The organism is Komagataeibacter sp. FXV3, assembly GCF_015155755.1.
In the GTDB taxonomy this organism is placed as follows: Bacteria; Pseudomonadota; Alphaproteobacteria; order Acetobacterales; family Acetobacteraceae; genus Komagataeibacter.
This window is the reverse complement of the sequence record NZ_VWPI01000080.1, coordinates 1-17,636: the sequence shown is the minus strand read 5'-3', so window position 1 is coordinate 17,636 and position 17,636 is coordinate 1. Positions and strand designations below refer to the sequence as shown.

Genomic DNA, 17,636 nt, shown 5'->3' with positions numbered 1-17,636 from the left:
TGAACCATGCGCGGGGACGCGTTCGATTGCCCTTGTCCCCCGGACTTGCATGAATGGCCTGATATCCAGCACCGGGGGAGACGATGACCATGTCCATGCACAGGCGTGACCTGTTCCGTGCCATCCTGCCACTGACCATCGGCATGGCGGGTGTCGCGCATGCGGCGGAACCGGCGCATGATGCCACCAACCGCGATCATGGCGTGGCGCCGTCCGGCCCGTTTGAAATCGTGGCCCGGTTTGATGGTCCCGGCCCGTCAGGAATTGCAGTAACGCATGGGCGCGTATTCGTGGGCTTTCCCCGCCATGCGGTCAATCACCACGGTGCGACCCTTGCGGAACTGAAGGACGGGAAGCTGTATCCCTATCCTGATGCCGCGCACAGCATGCCATCCGACCAGCCGCCTGCAAACCGCCTCATGTCCGTGCATGGCATGACGACGGATGCGCGGGGACGGTTATGGGCCATTGATGATGGCAAGCTGGCCGGGCAGCCACTTGCCCCCGGTGCAGCGAAGGTCATCGGCATTGATCCCGAAACGGACCGGATTTTCGCCAGCATCATCCTGCGCGCGCCGACCCTGCTTGCGGACAGCCACATGAACGACCTGCGGGTGGATCTGACGCATGGGGCGCAGGGCACGGTGTATGTGACCGATTCCTCCTTTGGCATGTCGCCTGCCCTTGTGGTGGTGGATATCGCGACAGGGCGGCAGCGCCGGGTGCTGGCCGATCATCCCTCCATTCAGGCGGAGCGCCCCTTCATGGCAGTGGTGGAGGGACGGCCACTGGTGTTCGATCCCCCACGGCACCCGCCCGCCTTCGTCTGGGGCGGGGTGGATGGCATTACCCTGTCACCCGACAGCGCCACGCTGTATTACAGCCCCCTGACCAGCAGGCGGCTGTACAGCATTCCCACTGGCCTTCTGGCCGATTTTTCCAACACTGATGCGCAGCTTGCGGCCGGGATCCGAGACCTGGGGGAAAAGGGCGTGGCCGATGGGCTGGCCAATGATGCAAGGGGGCGGATCTACACCACCAATTTCGAACATGATGCCATTTTCCGCCGTAATGCCGACGGGACGTTCGACACCATGGTGCATGACCCGCGCATTCTTTCACCCGACGGGATATTCGTTGATGGCGACATGGTTTACTGCACGCTGGGACAGTGGAACCGGCTGGGTGGCCTGAATGGCGGGCATGACCTGCGGGTGCCTCCCTATTACCTGATCCGCTTTCCCACCGATGCCCCCGTGGCCATGGACGCGACAAAGCCCGCGCACGGTTAGTTGCCCCTTTCCCCCGGCGCTGAATTGCGGCAACAATCCCAGTCATGAATATTATGTCGCGTATGATCCTGCCGCTCATGCGGCGTCTGGAACCCGAGACCGCCCATCGTGTCGCCCTTGATGCCCTGCAGCTGGGGCTGGGCGGGGTGTCCTGCCCCGGGAAAGATGACCCGGCGCTGTCGGTGCGGGCCATGGGCCTGCGGTTTCCCAATCCCATCGGCATGGCGGCGGGGTTTGACAAGAATGCGCTGGTCGTGCGCCCGCTGGCACGCTCGGGCTTTGGTTTTGTCGAAGCCGGAACCGTGACCCCGCGCCCGCAGCCCGGCAACCCGCAGCCGCGCCTGTTCCGGCTGACGGAAGACCGCGCCATCATCAACCGCATGGGCTTCAACAATCAGGGCATCGATCGCTTTGCCGTACGCATGGCCCGCCTGCACCGCGTGTTATCCCCACGCCGCACGCCGGGCGCGCAGGTGCCGGTGGGGGCGAACCTTGGCATCAACAAGACCGGTGCGGACCCCGAACGCGATTATCCCATGCTGGTCGGGCGGGTTAAGCATTATGCCGATTACATCGTCATCAACCTGTCATCGCCCAATACGCCGGGCCTGCGCGACCTGCTGGAGGCCACGCGGCTGAAGGGTATCCTGGACGCAATCAATACGGCCCACCCCGAACGGCCGCCGCTGCTGGTCAAGATATCGCCCGACATCGCGCATGATGACGTACCCGCGGTGGTCGAGGCCGCGATTGCCGGTGGCGTGCAGGGGCTGATTGTCTCCAACACCACCATTTCCCGCCCGGCGGGGCTGCGCAGCCCGTATGCCAGCGAGACCGGCGGCCTGTCCGGCCGGCCGCTGCGCGCGCTGGCGCAGGACATGCTGACCCGCGTGGCGCAGGTGGCGAATGGCCGCGTGGCGCTGGTGGCCTGTGGCGGGATCGAAACCGGGGCCGATATCGTGGACCGGGTACGCGCGGGTGCCGACCTGGTGCAGATCTATACGTCCTATGTTTACGAAGGGCCGGGCATCATTGCGCGCCTGAAGGCCGAAACCCTGCGCGCGCTGCGTGCCGAAGGGTTCGAGACACTGGCCGATGCCAAGGGGACTGCCGGCAAATGAAATGGCATGACGGGCTGTCCACGCTGAACGGTGATTATGACGGCTACATCCTTGACCTGTGGGGGGTCGTGCATAATGGGGTTCAGCCCTATCCCGGGGTTCTGGAATGCCTGCAGCGCCTGCGTGAGGCGGGCCGTCGTGTCGTGCTGCTGTCCAACGCGCCACGCCGGACCGCAACGGTGGAGCCAAACCTGCGCCGTATGGGCATCAGCGCCGACCTGTATGACGCCATCATGACCAGTGGCGAATGCACCCACCGTATGCTGTCCAGCCGCGATGACCCGTGGTTTGCCGCACTGGGACGGCGCATGATCCATCTTGGCCCGGAAAAGGACGTGGATGTCTTTACCGGGCTGGACCTTGATGTGGTCACCGACCCGGCCGATGCGGATTTCGTGCTTAATACCGGACCGGATGCCGAACTGGGGGAGGAAGACATCGCCCCCTACCTGCCGCTGCTGGACCGCTGTGCCGCGCAAAGCCTGCCCATGATCTGCGCCAATCCGGACCAGCAGGTCATCCGCGGTACGCAGCGCCTGATCTGCGCGGGGGCCATGGCAAGCTGGTATGCGGAACATGGCCGTGACGTGCGCTGGATCGGCAAGCCCTATCCTGAAGTGTACGGACTGGCGCTGTCATTGCTGGATGTACCGCGCGATCGCGTGCTGGCGCTGGGGGACGCGCTGGCGACCGACATGCGTGGGGCTGCCACTGTCGGGATTGATGGCTGCTGGGTGCTGGGTGGCATCCATCAGGAAATGCTGGGCGGTAGCTGGGCGCAGGGGCGTAACCCGGATTATGACCTTGCCGTGGAAGAAGCCACGGCTGCCGGGCTTGCGCCGGTCGCCTGCGTGCCGTCGCTGCGCTGGTAAGGGCCGCGTCTCCGGTCAGGCATGACCGGAGGAGGCGCTGTACCACGCAGGGTCAATGCGCACGCTGGCCAGCGCCTGCCGCCACTTTGCATTGTGATCCGCCCCGAATACGATGTTTTCGGTAGCCGGGGCCGCGATCCATGCGTCGTGGTGCAGCATTTCTTCTTCCAGTTGCCCTGCTTCCCAACTGGCATGCCCCATGGCCAGCAGCGCGTGGGCGGGACCATTGCCATCGGCAATGTCACGCAGCACGTCCAGGCTGGCGGTAAGCGTGGTGGTGCGGTCCACCGGCAGGCTACCGTCACCGCTCCAGTCCGATGTATGCAGCACGAAGCCCCGCCCGTTATCCATCGGGCCGCCCGCGCACAGGTTGATGCGGCGACGCGGGGGGACGGGGGCGATGCCAAGCTGTTCCAGCACATCATCCAGTACAGGCTGCGACAGGCGACGGTTGACGACAAGGCCCATGGCCCCATCCTCGGGCGAATGGGCGCACAGATAGATGACACTGCGCGCGAAAGCGGGATCAGTCAGGGCAGGGGTGGCCACAAGCAGGTGACCTGTCAGGCTGCAGCCTGGAGTTGTCGCAAAGGAAGCCATACACCACCATAGAACCGGAATTGCCCCCCTTTGCAACCATTTCAGGCATGATCTGTGGTGTGATTGTTCTCAATGACGGATGGCCTGCAATATGCAAGGCTTGCCGTTACATGCAGGAAGGAGACCGACCATGAAGCAGACCGCATTGGTAACCGGTGCCACAGCCGGATTCGGCAGGGCGATTGCCCACCGCCTTGTGCATGACGGATACCGTGTCATCGCAACCGGTCGCAGGCAGGAACGTCTGGATGCACTGGCGGCGGAACTGGGGCCGGACCTGCTGCCCTTCCGGCTGGACATGGACGATGCCGCCGCCATCGCGGCCCTGCCAGGCAGCCTGCCGGAGGGATGGCGCGATGTGGACGTGCTGGTCAACAATGCGGGACTGGCGCTGGGCATGGAAAAGGCACAGGACGCGGATATCGCCAACTGGCAGACCATGATTTCCACCAATGTGACCGGCATGGTCGAACTGACCCGTGTGTTGCTGCCCGGCATGGTGGCGCGCGATCGCGGGCATGTCGTTACCCTGGGCAGCACGGCTGGCACCTATCCCTATACCGGCGGCAATGTGTATGGCGCGACCAAGGCGTTTGTCAGGCAGTTCACGCGTAACCTGCGCTGTGACCTGCTGGGCCATAATGTGCGTGTGACGAACCTTGAACCCGGCCTGTGCGGGGGGAGTGAGTTCAGTCAGGTGCGCCTGCGTGATGATGCGAAGGCGGCGGCGGTGTACGAAGGGACCAGGCCACTGCTGCCGACCGATATTGCTGAAGCGGTGGCCTGGGTCCTGTCCCTGCCGCGGCATGTCAACATCAATGAAATCGAGATGATGCCGGTCTGTCAGGCGGCGGGCGGGCTTGCGGTGGCGCGGGGGATGAAGGACTGATCATGGCGCGCAAGACAAAGGATATGAGTAACAGGCTGGCGCGTCAGTTCTGTGTGCGCAACGGGCATGATTTTTCCCTGGCGTCCTGTCCCACGCGGGCGGCGGAAGCGTGTGGACTGGATAAGAAAACCGGCAAGCAGTTGCTGAAGGAACGCATTGGCCGCCTGTCACAACTGCAATCCGTTCTGTACGCCAATGGCACATGGTCCGTGCTGGTCGTGCTGCAGGCGCTGGATGCGGGGGGCAAGGATGGCGTGATCAAGCATGTCATGTCCGGCATCAACCCGCAGGGTGTCAGCGTGACATCATTCAAGCAGCCCGGCCCGGTTGAACTGTCGCATGGTTACCTGTGGCGCGAACATCTGGCAGCGCCTGCGGCGGGTCGTATCGGCATTTTCAACCGCAGTCATTATGAGGAAGTACTGGTCACCCGCGTGCATCCCGAACTGCTGGATCATGAATGCCTGCCCGCTTCGCTGCGCAGAAAGTCGACATTCTGGCAGGACCGGTATCAGGATATCAGCCATTTCGAACAGTATATGGCGCGTCAGGGTACGATCGTGCTGAAGTTCTTCCTGCATCTGTCAAAGGAAGAACAGCGCAAGCGCTTCCTGCGCCGGATCGAGCATCGCGCCAAGAACTGGAAATTCTCGCCAGCCGATATCCATGAACGGCAGTACTGGGATGATTACCAGAGCGCGTATGAGGAAGCGATCCGCCGCACCGCCCATCCCGATGCGCCGTGGTTTGTGGTGCCTGCCGACCAGAAATGGTTTGAGCGGCTGGTGGTGATCGAGGCCATAATCGACGCGCTGGAAAAGCTGCATCTGAAAATGCCGGCATCCGATCCCGCCATGGAGGCGGAAATGGAAAAGGCCCGTAAGCAGCTTGAGGCAGAAGCACCACAAAGCCCCCATCACGCCGTTCATTGACGTGCGTGCCCACACCCCGCAAAAGATTGTGATCTTGTGTGAATGGAGAACAGTCATGGCGGTAACGCGCTGGCATATACGTGGGGTGATGGGGCTGGCGGCGGTCCTGGCGGTGCAGGGCGCGCTTATGGCGCCAGCCGAGGCACGTCGCCACCATCACCACAGGCGGGAACAGGCCGGGGAAGATTACCAGCAGTCCGGCAGTGAAAAGGACAATGCACAGACCCAGGCCATTGCCAGCCCCGTGCCGGAATCATGCGATGACCGTAAATTCCTTGCCGATGTCGAAGCGGCGGAAAGCAGGCAGGGCGACCAGCCTGATCGGGTCGAGCATGTCTGTGGCCGTGTGATCGCGGTGTCCGCGTCAAAACGGACCCGCAGCGGCCTGCATGGCTATTTCTATGTTGATGTCGGCAATGGCGTGTCCATCCGCATCGTGTCCGATCTGGACCGCATGTCCGCACCCGCATGGCCGTGGGTGGCCAAGGGCGATCAGGCGGATGTGCTGGGCCGGTATTACTATGACAACGCACGTAGCCAGGGCATTGACTGGACCCATCATGGCACCGGTCGCACCTGGCCTGTGGCGGGATATGTGACGGTTAACGGCACGCGTTACCAGTAAGGAACCGTTTTAGATCCCGGGGAAGTTTTTGGGTGCTGCCTTTATTTAAAAGAGGCGGTGTTCCTTAAGGAGTTTTGAAAAAAGCTTCACCAAAAACTTTTACTGCTGTCGGCGTATCATTCAGCCGCGCGGGGCCTGCAGGATAATGGCAGCCCCCACCAGGCAGATCGCAGCCCCCCCGATATCCCAGCGATCAGGCGGCAGCTTTTCCACCAGCCATGACCAGATCAGGCTGGCGGCAATATAGACACCCCCATAAATGGCATAGGCGCGACCCGCGTTATCGGCCGGGCTGAATGTCAGCAACCATGCAAACAGCACCAGCGACAGGCAGCCCGGTACCAGAACCAGTGCCGAACGCCCCATACGCATCCACGCCCAGAAACAGAAACATCCGCAGATTTCCGCAAATGCGGCGGGAACATAAATGGCAGCGGTCAGCATGGGATTCCTTTCGGGGACAAAAAGTACAAAAAAACAGGGACCATTTCTGGTCCCTGTCATTTTTCAGGCAGTAGTCACAAGGGCTTTGTCAGTCGGCGGCTTCTTCTTCCCGCGTGCTGTCACCTTCATCCCCTTCGGTAGACGGGTTTTCCGCCTGCGAGATGTATTCAAAGTCCAGCTTGCCATCTTTGAGGGTGATCTTGGCAACACCCCCCTTGGTCAGCTTGCCGAACAGCAGTTCTTCCGCCAGCGGCTTCTTGATGTATTCCTGAATGACACGGCCAAGCGGGCGTGCGCCATACAGGCGGTCGTAACCACGTTCCGCCAGCCATTCGCGCGCGGCTGACGAGATTTCGATCATCACGTTACGGTCCGCCAGCTGGGCTTCAAGCTGGAAGATGAACTTCTCCACCACCCGGTCAACCACATGCGGCGACAGGTTGGCGAACGGGATGATCGCATCCAGCCGGTTGCGGAACTCCGGCGTGAACAGGCGCTTGATCGCATCCTCGTCCTCGCCTTCGCGGGACGTGCGGCCAAAGCCGATCGCTTCCTTGCTCAGGTCCGCAGCGCCTGCGTTGGTGGTCATGATCAAAACCACGTTACGGAAATCGACCGTCTTGCCGTTATGGTCGGTCAGGCGTCCATGGTCCATCACCTGCAGCAGGACGTTATACAGGTCCTGATGTGCCTTCTCGATTTCATCCAGCAGCAGGACCGCATGCGGGTGCTGGTCAATGGCATCGGTCAGCAGGCCACCCTGGTCAAAACCGACATAGCCCGGCGGCGCACCGATCAGGCGCGAAATCGAATGCCGTTCCATGTATTCCGACATGTCGAAACGGATCAGTTCAATCCCCAGCGTGCTGGCAAGCTGCTTGGCCACTTCCGTCTTGCCGACACCCGTGGGGCCGGAGAACAGGTAGTTGCCAATCGGCTTTTCCGGGTCACGCAGCCCGGCGCGTGACAGCTTGATCGCGGCCGTCAGGGCCTCGATCGCCTTGTCCTGACCATAGACCATGCCCTTCAGGTCACGTTCCAGCGAACGCAGCGTTTCCTTGTCGTCGGACGAGACACTCTTGGGCGGGATGCGCGCGATCTTGGCGACGATATCCTCGACATCCTTCAGCGTGACCGTCTTGCGGCGACGGTTTTCGGGCACCAGCATGCGCGATGCGCCAACTTCGTCAATCACGTCGATGGCCTTGTCCGGCAGCTTGCGGTCGTGGATGTACTTGGCGGACAGTTCCACCGCACCCTTGATCGCATCATCGGTGTAACGCACCTTGTGGTGCTTTTCGTAATTGACCTTCAGGCCACGCAGGATCTTGACCGCATCATCGACCGAGGGTTCCGCCACGTCGATCTTCTGGAACCGGCGCACCAATGCGCGGTCCTTTTCAAAATGCTGTCGGTATTCCTTGTACGTGGTTGACCCCATGCAGCGCAGCGTGCCGGCGGCCAGGGCTGGCTTGAGCAGGTTGGACGCGTCCATGGCCCCGCCCGAAGTCGCACCCGCACCAATGACGGTATGGATTTCGTCAATGAACAGGATGGAACCGGGATTGTTGTCCAGTTCGGTCACGACCGCCTTCAGCCGTTCCTCGAAATCACCACGATAGCGGGTGCCGGCCAGCAGCGCGCCCATGTCCAGTGAATAGATCGTGGAATTGAGCAGCACTTCAGGCACGTCGCCTTCGACAATGCGCTTGGCCAGCCCTTCGGCAATGGCGGTCTTGCCGACACCGGGGTCGCCTACATACAGCGGGTTGTTCTTGGTGCGGCGGCACAGGATCTGGATCGTGCGCTCGATTTCGGAGTCGCGGCCGATCAGCGGGTCAACCTTACCTTCCTGCGCCTTTTCATTGAGGTTGGTGCAGTAGGTGGACAGCGCATCCTGGCTTTTCTGCCCGGTCTTGCCGCGTTCCTCGCTTTCGCCGCCTTCGGGCGCGCTACCTGCGACAGGCCGGCGCGTGGAGCGGTCGGGCGCCTTGGCGATTCCGTGGGAAATGAAGTTGACCGCATCCAGGCGCGTCATGTCCTGCAGCTGCAGGAAATAGACAGCGTGGCTTTCGCGTTCGGCAAACAGGGCGACCAGCACGTTCGCCCCCGTCACCTCGTCCCGGCCGGTGGACTGCACATGGATCGCGGCGCGCTGGATCACGCGCTGGAAGGCGGCAGTGGGCTTGGGATCGACGGTACGGTCGGCTGCAAGCCCTGCGAGATCCTTGTCAAGGAAGTCGGTCAGGTCAGTGCGCAGCTTGGTCAGGTCAACCCCGCAGGCGCGGAATACCGTCACGGCATCCGGATCATCGATCAGGGCGAGGAGGAGGTGTTCAAGCGTTGCGTATTCGTGCCGACGATCGCCAGCCAGTGTCAGCGCACGGTGAAGCGTCTGTTCAAGATTACGTGACAACATGCCGAGACGCTCCTTTTCCAAGAGGGGCCACCCGGGCCCCGGAGATCATAACCGGTAAGTCAGGACAATCCTTGCCCCGTTGTAATGGAAATGCCAGCACAAAATGCCATGGAACGCGATCGGATCGCGACGGGGGCGGGAAGATGCGCTTGTCCGTGGGGTCAGTCCTTCTCGATGGTGCATTGCAGCGGGTGCTGGTTCTGGCGTGCCAGGTCCATCACCTGTGTTACTTTGGTTTCCGCAACCTCATACGTAAAGACCCCGCACACGCCGACGCCACGTTTGTGAACGTGCAGCATGATGTCCGTCGCCTCCTCGCGGTTTTTCTGGAAAAAGCGTTCCAGCACATGCACCACGAATTCCATCGGGGTGTAATCATCGTTCAGCATCAGCACCTTGTACATCGCCGGCTTGCGGGTCTGCGGGCGGGTGCGGATGACAACGTCGATCATGCCGTCATCATTGCCGGGGGGGGAATCCTGCCCACCGTTGCGGCGTGGTGGCGTGTTGCCACCATGTCCGTGCGGATACGTGCCGCCCATTTCGGGCGACGACACGGGGCGGGGCAGGGAAGGGCGAGCAATAGCAGACATGACAGGTACCATATTGGAACTTTGCCGTCAGTTGGAAGGGGTGGCGCGACATGGATGCAAGGATTTTTTTGCGATCCCGGCAAGCAGGCCTTCTGCCCGCCATAATCGGCGGGCATGGAAATACGCTCTGGACGAATAGAAAACCTTTCTTTTAGAATGGTTGCAATCAAGCAACCCATGAATGGATGGAGGGGCGTCGGGTAATGCCCGTGTGCTCGGAAGCCGTATGATTGTCATCGCACGCGCAGGTTTCACCATTCCATGAGCCGCCGTATTCCCATGTCCCGTCTTTCCCGACTGAAGGTTACCGCGACCGTCGGGCTGTGTGTCGGCCTTGGTGGCATGCATACCGCCCGTGCCCAGTATGTGGGGCAGGTCAGCGCGATCGTACTGGATGCCCGCACGGGCGCCGTCCTGTCAGAACAGGATCCCGACCTGCGGCGTTATCCCGCCAGCCTGACAAAACTTATGACGCTGTACCTTGCTTTCAAGGCCGTGCGTACGGGTCAGGTCACGCTGGACCAGCCCATGCCGGTGTCGGTCCATGCCGCCTCCATGGAACCGTCCAAGCTGGGGCTGCGGCCGGGCAGTACCCTGACGGTAGAGCAGGCGGTGCTGGCGCTGGTCACCAAATCCGCCAACGACGCCGCCTGTGCGCTGGGTGAATTCCTGGGCGGTGGGGATGAAACCCGCTTTGCCGCGATGATGACGCGCGAGGCCGGGCGTCTTGGCATGTATGACACCGTGTTCCGCAATGCCTCCGGCCTGCCGAATCCGGAACAGATGACATCGGCGCGTGACCTTGCTGTGCTGGCACGTCACCTGATCATGGATTATGGCGAGTACTACCATTATTTCGCGGTGCCCGGATTCTATTTCCATGGGCATGAAGTGCCCAACCATGACCCGATGCTGGGTGCCTATCCCGGCGCGGATGGGCTGAAGACCGGTTATACCGCCGTCGCGGGGCATAACCTTGTTACCTCCGCCATGCGTGATAACGTGCGCCTGATCGGTGTGGTGATGGGGGCGAAATCCAATAACCGCCGCAACGCCACCATGACGGCCCTGCTGGATAACGGTTTCGAGGCAAAGGGCATTGCCCCGGTCGCCCCCACCCCTGCGGCACGTCCCGCCATGCGTCCGCTGCTGCTGGCGCGCGCCGGTGGCGGTGCCGTGGCGGGTCGGCATGGCGCGCATGGCGTAAGCCTTGCCTCCATGCGGCTGAACGCCGTGCAGCCTGATGAAGTGGCCGAAGCGCCCTCGATTCCCGCCTCCTATACCCGCATCCGCCGGGGACATGGCACGGTCGTGCATGTCCATCCCACGGTTGTGCATGCCCGCGTGCATCTGGTTGGCATGGGTCATGTCGCCCATGCCACGCACACCCATGCGAAGGCGCGAAGCTGACAGCGCGTTCCGGGCGCTGTATAGAAGGCATCACATTATCCATCCGGCGCGGCTGGCATGCGGGTCAGGCGTGTTCCTGTTGTCCCTTTCATGACTGCGGGCGGGTGGTCATGTGACGAACACAGGAAAGGATAACGCCATGGAAGGCGATATGCGCGGCGGCGGGGTGCAGATCCACTCCCCTGAGGATTTTGCCGGAATGCGTGCCGCAGGCCAGCTTGCCGCACGGACGCTGGACATGATCACGCCGCATGTGCGCGCCGGGGTCACCACGGGCGCGCTGGACAAGCTGATCCACGATTTCATGATCGCCAATGGTTCGGTGCCGGCAACGCTGGGTTACCGTGGGTATCCGGCCTCCAGCTGCATTTCGATCAACCATGTTGTCTGCCATGGTATCCCCGGTGATCGGGAACTGAAGGATGGGGACATCCTGAATATCGATGTGACCGTTATCCTTGATGGCTGGTTTGGCGATACCAGCCGCATGTACACGGTCGGCAAGGTACCCATCAAGGCACAGAAGCTGATCGAGGCGACGTACGAATCCCTCATGCTGTCCATCGACGCGGTGCGTCCGGGTGCGACGCTGGGTGATATCGGGCATGTCATCCAGACCTATGCGGAAGCGCGCCGTTTTTCGGTGGTGCAGGATTTCTGTGGCCATGGAATCGGGCGTACCTTCCATGCCCCGCCAAACGTGCTGCATTACGGTCGCCCCGGTGAGGGACTGGTCCTGCGTCCGGGTATGTTCTTTACCATCGAACCGATGCTGAACACCGGGCGTCCGGATGTGAAGATACTGGAAGACGGGTGGACCGCCGTCACGCGCGACCGTTCCCTGTCAGCCCAGTTCGAGCATATGCTGGGCGTGACCGAGGACGGGTGCGAGGTCTTCACCCTGTCACCCGCAGGCTATACCTGTCCGCCTTATCCGGTTGATGAAAAATAAAAGTTTTTGGATGCCGCCTTTTTTCAAAAAGGCGGCATTCTTTGATGTTTTCTGCAGAAAACGTCACCCAAAAGTCCTTATGACTGAAGGCTGTCCCCCGGGACGGACTGTTCAGGCAACCTTCAGGGACAGCCCCGCTGCCTGACATGCAGGGGAACGGAAACCAGCAACGGAGCCAATATGCCTTTTTCCCGTAACCTGCGGTACGGCGCGGTCCTTCTTGCCTGCCTTGTCACCGGCATGCCGGATGCCGGGCAGGCTGCCGTTGCCGACCCGCTGGCCTTTGAAACCACCCGGACGGGACAGGCCGTGGGCCTTGCCCCCATGCCGGGACGGCACGCGATGGTGGTCAGTGCGCAGGACCTGGCATCCCATGTGGGGGCGGACATCCTGGCACATGGCGGCAATGCGGTGGATGCGGCCGTTGCCGTGGGGTACGCCATGGCCGTGGTCTATCCGGCGGCGGGAAATATCGGCGGCGGCGGGTTCATGACCCTGCGCACGCCGGACGGGCATGTCACCTTTGTCGATTTCCGTGAACACGCACCGGGTGCGGCGACCCCCACCATGTATCAGGATGCGTCGGGTCACGTTATCGCCGGGGCGTCCACTGCTGGTTGGCGGGCCGTGGCGGTGCCGGGCACCGTTGCGGGGATGGAGGACGTGCATGAGCGCTGGGGCAGGCTGTCGCGTGCCGATGTCATGGCGCCTGCCATCGCTCTTGCGCGTGACGGGTTCATTCTGAAACAGAGTGACGTTGACCTGTTGCATACCATGACCGCGGCCTTTGCGAAGGATCCGTATGCGCGTGCGATCTTCCTGCACCCTGATGGTACGCCGCTGGCTGCAGGTGAACGGCTGGTGCAGGCGGATCTGGCCCGGACACTGGAACGGATCGCGCGTGATGGTACGCGGGCATTCTATGATGGCCCGATCGCGAAGGAAATCGTCAGAAGCAGCCAGAAGGGCGGTGGTATCCTGTCGCGCAAGGATTTCACCAGTTACCACACGCGCATGATGGCCCCACTGTCATGTGACTATCGCGGCTATCATATCGACACGGCCCCGCCACCCAGCGGGGGTGGTGTCGCGCTGTGCGAAATGCTCAATATTCTTTCGGGTTACGACATGCATGCCCTGGGCCTGCATACGGCCGCCAGCGTGCAGCGTGAGGTCGAGGCCATGCGCCACGCCTATGCCGACCGGCAGAACCTTGGCGACCCGGCTTTCGTGACCAATCCGGTGGCGCACCTGACCGACCCGGCCTATGCACGACAGGTCCGTCAATACCTGCCGCTCAACCATGCCGTGTCCTCCGCCAGCCTGCATCCGGGTGAAGCGGAAGGCGAAAAGGAAGAGACCACCCATTATTCCATCGCGGATCAGGACGGGACCGCCGTTGCCGTGACCTACACCCTGAACGGCTGGTTCGGGGCCGGGGTCGTGGCAGGCAGGACCGGCATCGTGATGAATGACGAGATGGATGATTTTTCCAGCCGTCCGGGTGAACCCAACATGTTCGGCATCGTCGGCAGTGCCGCCAATGCCATCGCACCGGGCAAGACGCCGCTGTCATCCATGGCGCCCACCATCGTTTCACGCGACGGGCAACCGGTCATGGTGCTGGGCAGCCCCGGTGGGTCGCGCATTCCCACCATCATCCTGTCGGTCCTGACTGGCATGGTGGATTACGGGCTGGATGTGCAGCAGGCGGTTGATCTGCCGCGTATCCATGAACAGTGGCAGCCCGATGTGGTGCAGGTGGAACACGGCGCGCTGTCCCCCGCCGTGACGCACACCCTGACGCGTGAGGGATACCATATTGAAGAACACGCCCCATGGGGACTGGCCGAAAGCATCCTGTCCGGTGGCCCGCGCATAGGGCGGGTTGGGCAGGCCCGTTATTACGGCGGGGCGGACATGCGCCACCAGTCCGGCGCCGCCGTCGGGGAATAAGTGGGTGGGGGTGCGATTTTTTCCAACGCCCCCTTGTGCATGGGGCGGGTGTATGTGTTAGAACCCGCTCGGGAGATCGGTTGTAGACGGATACCTTGCTAACCTGGTCAGGTCCGGAAGGAAGCAGCCGTAGTGAGTTTCGTCCGGGTTATGGCCGGTCTTCCACCCGAAAGTTTCCGTGTCGCGATGGCGCTCTGGGCGCGGTCGCCACTTCTCCAGCCCGGATGCATCAATGACCGTCCCGTCGGATCAGGATCGTTCCGAGGAGGCCGGGCTGCCTGCACCGCCCGCAGACGGTCCCGGACTTTTTGGTGACGCAGGGCAGCCGCCCGCACCCGCCACACCGGATGCAGCGCCCGCGGCACCCTACCGGGTACTGGCCCGGAAATACCGCCCCACAACCTTTGACGACCTGATCGGACAGGAAACAACCGTCCGTATCCTGCGCAATGCCTTTGCGCTGGGACGGGTTGCGCATGCGTTCATGCTGACCGGCGTGCGGGGCGTGGGCAAGACCACCACGGCCCGCATCATCGCGCGCGCCCTGAACTGCACCGGGCCGGATGGCAAGGGTGGTCCCACGGCTGACCCGTGTGGCGTGTGCCCCAACTGTGTCGCCATCCTGGCGGACCGGCACCCCGACGTGCTGGAAATGGACGCCGCATCGCGCACCGGCGTCGATGACGTGCGCGAAATCATCGAGGCGACCCGATTCCGTCCCATGCAGGGGCGGATGAAGGTCTTCATCATCGATGAGGTGCACATGCTTTCGCGCAACGCGTTCAATGCGTTGCTCAAGACGCTGGAGGAACCGCCCGCGCAGGTCACCTTCATTTTTGCGACCACCGAACTGCGCAAGGTGCCGGTCACCGTCCTCTCGCGTTGCCAGACCTTTGCCCTGCGCCGCGTGCCGCAGGTGGAACTGGCCGCGCATTTCGACCGGGTGGCGCAGGCCGAACATGTCCGCTTTTCCCCCGATGCCCTGTCGCTGATCGCACGCGCGGCCGACGGGTCGGTACGTGACGGGCTGTCACTGCTGGATCAGGCCATTGCCCAGGGCACGCTGGATGGGGAAGGCGGTACGGATGCGGCCCCCATTGGCATGGACCTTGTGGCGGGCATGCTGGGGCTGGCGGATCGCGGGCTGGTATTCGACCTTCTGGATGCGGTGCTGGAGGGCAAACCCGACCGGGCCCTGGCCATCACGGCGGATGTCTATGTGCGCGGCGGTGATCTGGGCGTGATGCTCAGTGATGTGCTGGAACTGGTGCATACCGTGTCGCGTATCAAGGCGTTTCCGGCGCTGCGCGACAATCCCGAACTGCCCGAAGCCGAGCGCGAGCGGGGCGCGGCCCTGGCCGAACGCGTGCCGGTGCCGGTGCTGGGGCGGACATGGCAGATGCTGCTCAAGGGACTGTCGGAAGTAGAACAGGCCCCCGACCGCAGGCAGGCAGCAGAAATGGTGCTGATCCGCCTGTGTTACGTGGCCGACCTGCCGCCACCGGGCGATCTTGTGCGCAAGATGCTGGGGCAGGATGCGGCAGCCGCCCCCCTGCGCGTGTCGGAACCGGCGGGGAATGGCAATGGTGCGGCCACGTCAGCCGTCTCCGCACCGTCCGCCACCAGCGCGAACCCGAATGCTGGCAGCGGGATCCGCATGGTGGCCAATGGCGGCATGCGGGTTGAAACCCCACAGCAACCCGCGCCCCGGACCGGAAAGGTGGCGGAAACCGCCCGCGCCCCGGAACCCGTCGCCCCGCCGCGCACATGGCGCGAGGCGGTGGCGTTTGTATCAGGTCGTGACGCCATGCTGCATGGCCATCTGCGGCATGCGACGCATCTGGTATCCTTCGCCCCGCCGCTGATCGAGATACGGATCGAGCGCAACAGCCTGCCCGGTCTTGCCCGCCGTCTGGAAACCGTGCTGCGTGAGGGCACTGGCGATTCCGCATGGCAGGTGCGCCTGTCGGAAGATCAGGGGGAAGCGACCCTGGCCGAACAGGGGGCGGAGATCATCCAGCTGCACCGTGCCGCGGCGCAGGCGCATCCGCTGGTGCAGGCCGTGATGCAGGTTTTCCCGACGGCACGCCTGGGTGAGGTCACGGACCATGCGCTGGATGACTATGGCCTGCCACCGGAAGAAATGGCGGCCGGGAATTTGGCCCCGGATCTCGAATTCGCGCCTCTTGATGCCGATCTGGTAGAAGAGGACGATCTGGATTCAGATGATTTTGCCTGAGGAGAGCAACTGAACATGAAAAATCTTGCCGGCCTGATGAAGCAGGCCACACAGATGCAGGCCCGCATGGAAGAAATGCAGGCCAAGCTGGAAGACATGACGATCGAAGGCAGCGCGGGCGCTGGCATGGTGACCATCACCATGAACGGCAAGGGCGACATGAAGGCGATTCGCATCGATCCCAAGCTGGCTGATCCGGCCGAGATGGAAATGCTGCAGGACCTGATCCTTGCCGCCAGTGCGGATGCGCGCAAGAAGCTCGACGCCACCGCCAGCGAGGAAATGAAGAAGGTCACCGGTGGCCTGAGCCTGCCGGGCGGGATGAAATTCCCGTTCTGATCCGCAACACCGGGGGACATGCATGAGCGGCAGGGGCGAAATTGACCGGCTGGTGACCCTGTTGGGCCGCCTGCCGGGACTGGGGCCACGTTCGGCCCGCCGTGCGGCGCTTGCCCTGCTGCGCCAGCCCCATGCGCGGATGCTGCCCCTGGCCGAAGCAATGGAACAGGCTGCGCGCGCGGTGCGCACCTGTTCAACTTGCGGTAATCTCGACACGACCGACCCGTGCGGTATCTGCGCCGATCCCACGCGTGATGACGGGCTGGTCTGCGTGGTGGAAAACGTGGGCGACCTGTGGGCGCTGGAACGCGCGGGCGTGCATCGCGGCGTGTACCAGGTGCTGGGTGGTACGCTGTCCGCCCTGTCGGGCATGGGGCCGGATGACCTGAACGTGCAGCCCCTGTTCGACCGTATCGCCGCAGGTGGCGTGCGTGAGGTCATCCTTGCGCTGGGCACGACGGTGGAAGGGGCGACCACCATGCACTGGCTGCATGAACGCCTTTCCCGCTTTGATGTGCAGGTCAGCCGCGTGGGGCAGGGCGTGCCGGTGGGGGGTGCGCTGGACGTGCTGGATGACGGGACGCTGGCCGCCGCCATCATGGCGCGCAGGCCTGCGTGAGCGATATACTTTCATGGCCCGTGCCCGCCGCCATTCCACGCGTGGCGCTGGTGACGGGGGGCGCTGCCCGGCTGGGCCGCGCCATTGCGCTGGAACTGGCGCGCGCGGGTTTCGATATCGCCATCCATTACAATGATTCCGCCCATGCAGCCGGACAGACGGCGGCGGACATCCGTGCCCTTGGCCGCAGGGCAGGGATCTTTCAGGCCGACCTGTCACATGAAGCATCGGTCCGCCCCCTGCTGCCCGCCGTCACGGACGCGCTGGGGCCGGTGGGCGTGCTGGTCAACAATGCCAGCACCTTCCGCCGTGATGAATGGGATGACGCCACACG

At 62.9% G+C, this 17,636-nt stretch carries 17 protein-coding genes and 1 other RNA gene; 14 read left to right on the top strand and 4 right to left on the bottom strand.

Annotation, left to right across the window (positions count from 1 at the left end; translation table 11 throughout):
• Positions 1–83: 83 nt before the first annotated feature.
• The 3 genes from F1542_RS07965 to F1542_RS07955 are packed head-to-tail and all read left to right on the top strand — an operon-like array spanning position 84 to position 3,285.
• On the top strand, positions 84–1,292 hold the full coding sequence (locus F1542_RS07965; protein ID WP_193732557.1) for an L-dopachrome tautomerase-related protein: 1,209 nt from the start codon (positions 84–86) through the stop codon (positions 1,290–1,292).
• A gap of 44 nt (positions 1,293–1,336) precedes the next feature.
• A complete protein-coding gene (locus tag F1542_RS07960; protein ID WP_193732556.1) occupies positions 1,337–2,413 on the top strand; it encodes a quinone-dependent dihydroorotate dehydrogenase in 1,077 nt (358 codons plus the stop codon).
• A complete protein-coding gene (locus F1542_RS07955; RefSeq protein ID WP_193732555.1) occupies positions 2,410–3,285 on the top strand; it encodes a TIGR01459 family HAD-type hydrolase in 876 nt (291 codons plus the stop codon). Before F1542_RS07960 ends, F1542_RS07955 begins: the two co-directional genes overlap by 4 nt.
• A gap of 15 nt (positions 3,286–3,300) precedes the next feature.
• Here F1542_RS07955 and F1542_RS07950 read toward each other — a convergent pair whose 3' ends face one another.
• The gene (locus F1542_RS07950) at positions 3,301–3,885 is read right to left on the bottom strand and encodes a YqgE/AlgH family protein (RefSeq protein WP_193732554.1); all 585 of its coding nucleotides are present in this window, start codon (positions 3,883–3,885) and stop codon (positions 3,301–3,303) included.
• Between the two features lie 130 nt (positions 3,886–4,015).
• Between F1542_RS07950 and F1542_RS07945 the strand changes: the two genes are divergently transcribed.
• The 3 genes from F1542_RS07945 to F1542_RS07935 are packed head-to-tail and all read left to right on the top strand — an operon-like array spanning position 4,016 to position 6,331.
• Positions 4,016–4,774, top strand: coding sequence for an SDR family NAD(P)-dependent oxidoreductase (locus F1542_RS07945; RefSeq protein ID WP_193732553.1), 759 nt, complete (start codon positions 4,016–4,018; stop codon positions 4,772–4,774).
• 2 nt (positions 4,775–4,776) lie between these two features.
• A complete protein-coding gene (locus F1542_RS07940) occupies positions 4,777–5,706 on the top strand; it encodes a polyphosphate kinase 2 family protein (protein WP_193732552.1) in 930 nt (309 codons plus the stop codon).
• 55 nt (positions 5,707–5,761) lie between these two features.
• A complete protein-coding gene (locus F1542_RS07935) occupies positions 5,762–6,331 on the top strand; it encodes a DUF3465 domain-containing protein (protein ID WP_193732551.1) in 570 nt (189 codons plus the stop codon).
• Positions 6,332–6,451: 120 nt separating this feature from the next.
• Here F1542_RS07935 and F1542_RS07930 read toward each other — a convergent pair whose 3' ends face one another.
• From F1542_RS07930 to clpS, 3 genes are all read right to left on the bottom strand, one after another.
• Positions 6,452–6,775, bottom strand: a complete 324-nt coding sequence (locus F1542_RS07930; RefSeq protein ID WP_193732550.1) for a YnfA family protein — start codon at positions 6,773–6,775, stop codon at positions 6,452–6,454.
• Between the two features lie 88 nt (positions 6,776–6,863).
• On the bottom strand, positions 6,864–9,194 hold the full coding sequence (clpA, locus tag F1542_RS07925) for an ATP-dependent Clp protease ATP-binding subunit ClpA (protein ID WP_019090453.1): 2,331 nt from the start codon (positions 9,192–9,194) through the stop codon (positions 6,864–6,866).
• A gap of 161 nt (positions 9,195–9,355) precedes the next feature.
• Complete coding sequence (clpS, locus tag F1542_RS07920; RefSeq protein WP_026019524.1) at positions 9,356–9,736, bottom strand: ATP-dependent Clp protease adapter ClpS; 381 nt, start codon at positions 9,734–9,736, stop codon at positions 9,356–9,358.
• A 312-nt stretch (positions 9,737–10,048) separates the two neighbouring features.
• Here clpS and F1542_RS07915 point away from each other — a divergent pair, with 312 nt between their 5' ends.
• From F1542_RS07915 to F1542_RS07880, 8 genes are all read left to right on the top strand, one after another.
• The gene (locus F1542_RS07915) at positions 10,049–11,197 is read left to right on the top strand and encodes a D-alanyl-D-alanine carboxypeptidase family protein (protein ID WP_227672569.1); all 1,149 of its coding nucleotides are present in this window, start codon (positions 10,049–10,051) and stop codon (positions 11,195–11,197) included.
• 139 nt (positions 11,198–11,336) lie between these two features.
• Complete coding sequence (gene map / locus F1542_RS07910) at positions 11,337–12,149, top strand: type I methionyl aminopeptidase (protein ID WP_193732549.1); 813 nt, start codon at positions 11,337–11,339, stop codon at positions 12,147–12,149.
• 180 nt (positions 12,150–12,329) lie between these two features.
• Positions 12,330–14,105, top strand: a complete 1,776-nt coding sequence (gene ggt, locus F1542_RS07905; protein WP_193732548.1) for a gamma-glutamyltransferase — start codon at positions 12,330–12,332, stop codon at positions 14,103–14,105.
• 71 nt (positions 14,106–14,176) lie between these two features.
• Positions 14,177–14,271: signal recognition particle sRNA small type (gene ffs, locus F1542_RS07900), an RNA gene on the top strand.
• A gap of 66 nt (positions 14,272–14,337) precedes the next feature.
• On the top strand, positions 14,338–16,344 hold the full coding sequence (locus tag F1542_RS07895) for a DNA polymerase III subunit gamma/tau (protein ID WP_193732547.1): 2,007 nt from the start codon (positions 14,338–14,340) through the stop codon (positions 16,342–16,344).
• A gap of 15 nt (positions 16,345–16,359) precedes the next feature.
• A complete protein-coding gene (locus F1542_RS07890; RefSeq protein WP_010506817.1) occupies positions 16,360–16,683 on the top strand; it encodes a YbaB/EbfC family nucleoid-associated protein in 324 nt (107 codons plus the stop codon).
• A gap of 22 nt (positions 16,684–16,705) precedes the next feature.
• Entirely contained in the window at positions 16,706–17,302 is a 597-nt protein-coding gene (recR, locus tag F1542_RS07885) for a recombination mediator RecR (RefSeq protein WP_193732546.1), read from the top strand.
• Positions 17,299–17,636 (top strand): SDR family NAD(P)-dependent oxidoreductase (locus F1542_RS07880; RefSeq protein WP_193732545.1); only part of this gene is annotated, 338 nt, incomplete at its 3' end. The genes recR and F1542_RS07880, both read left to right, overlap by 4 nt.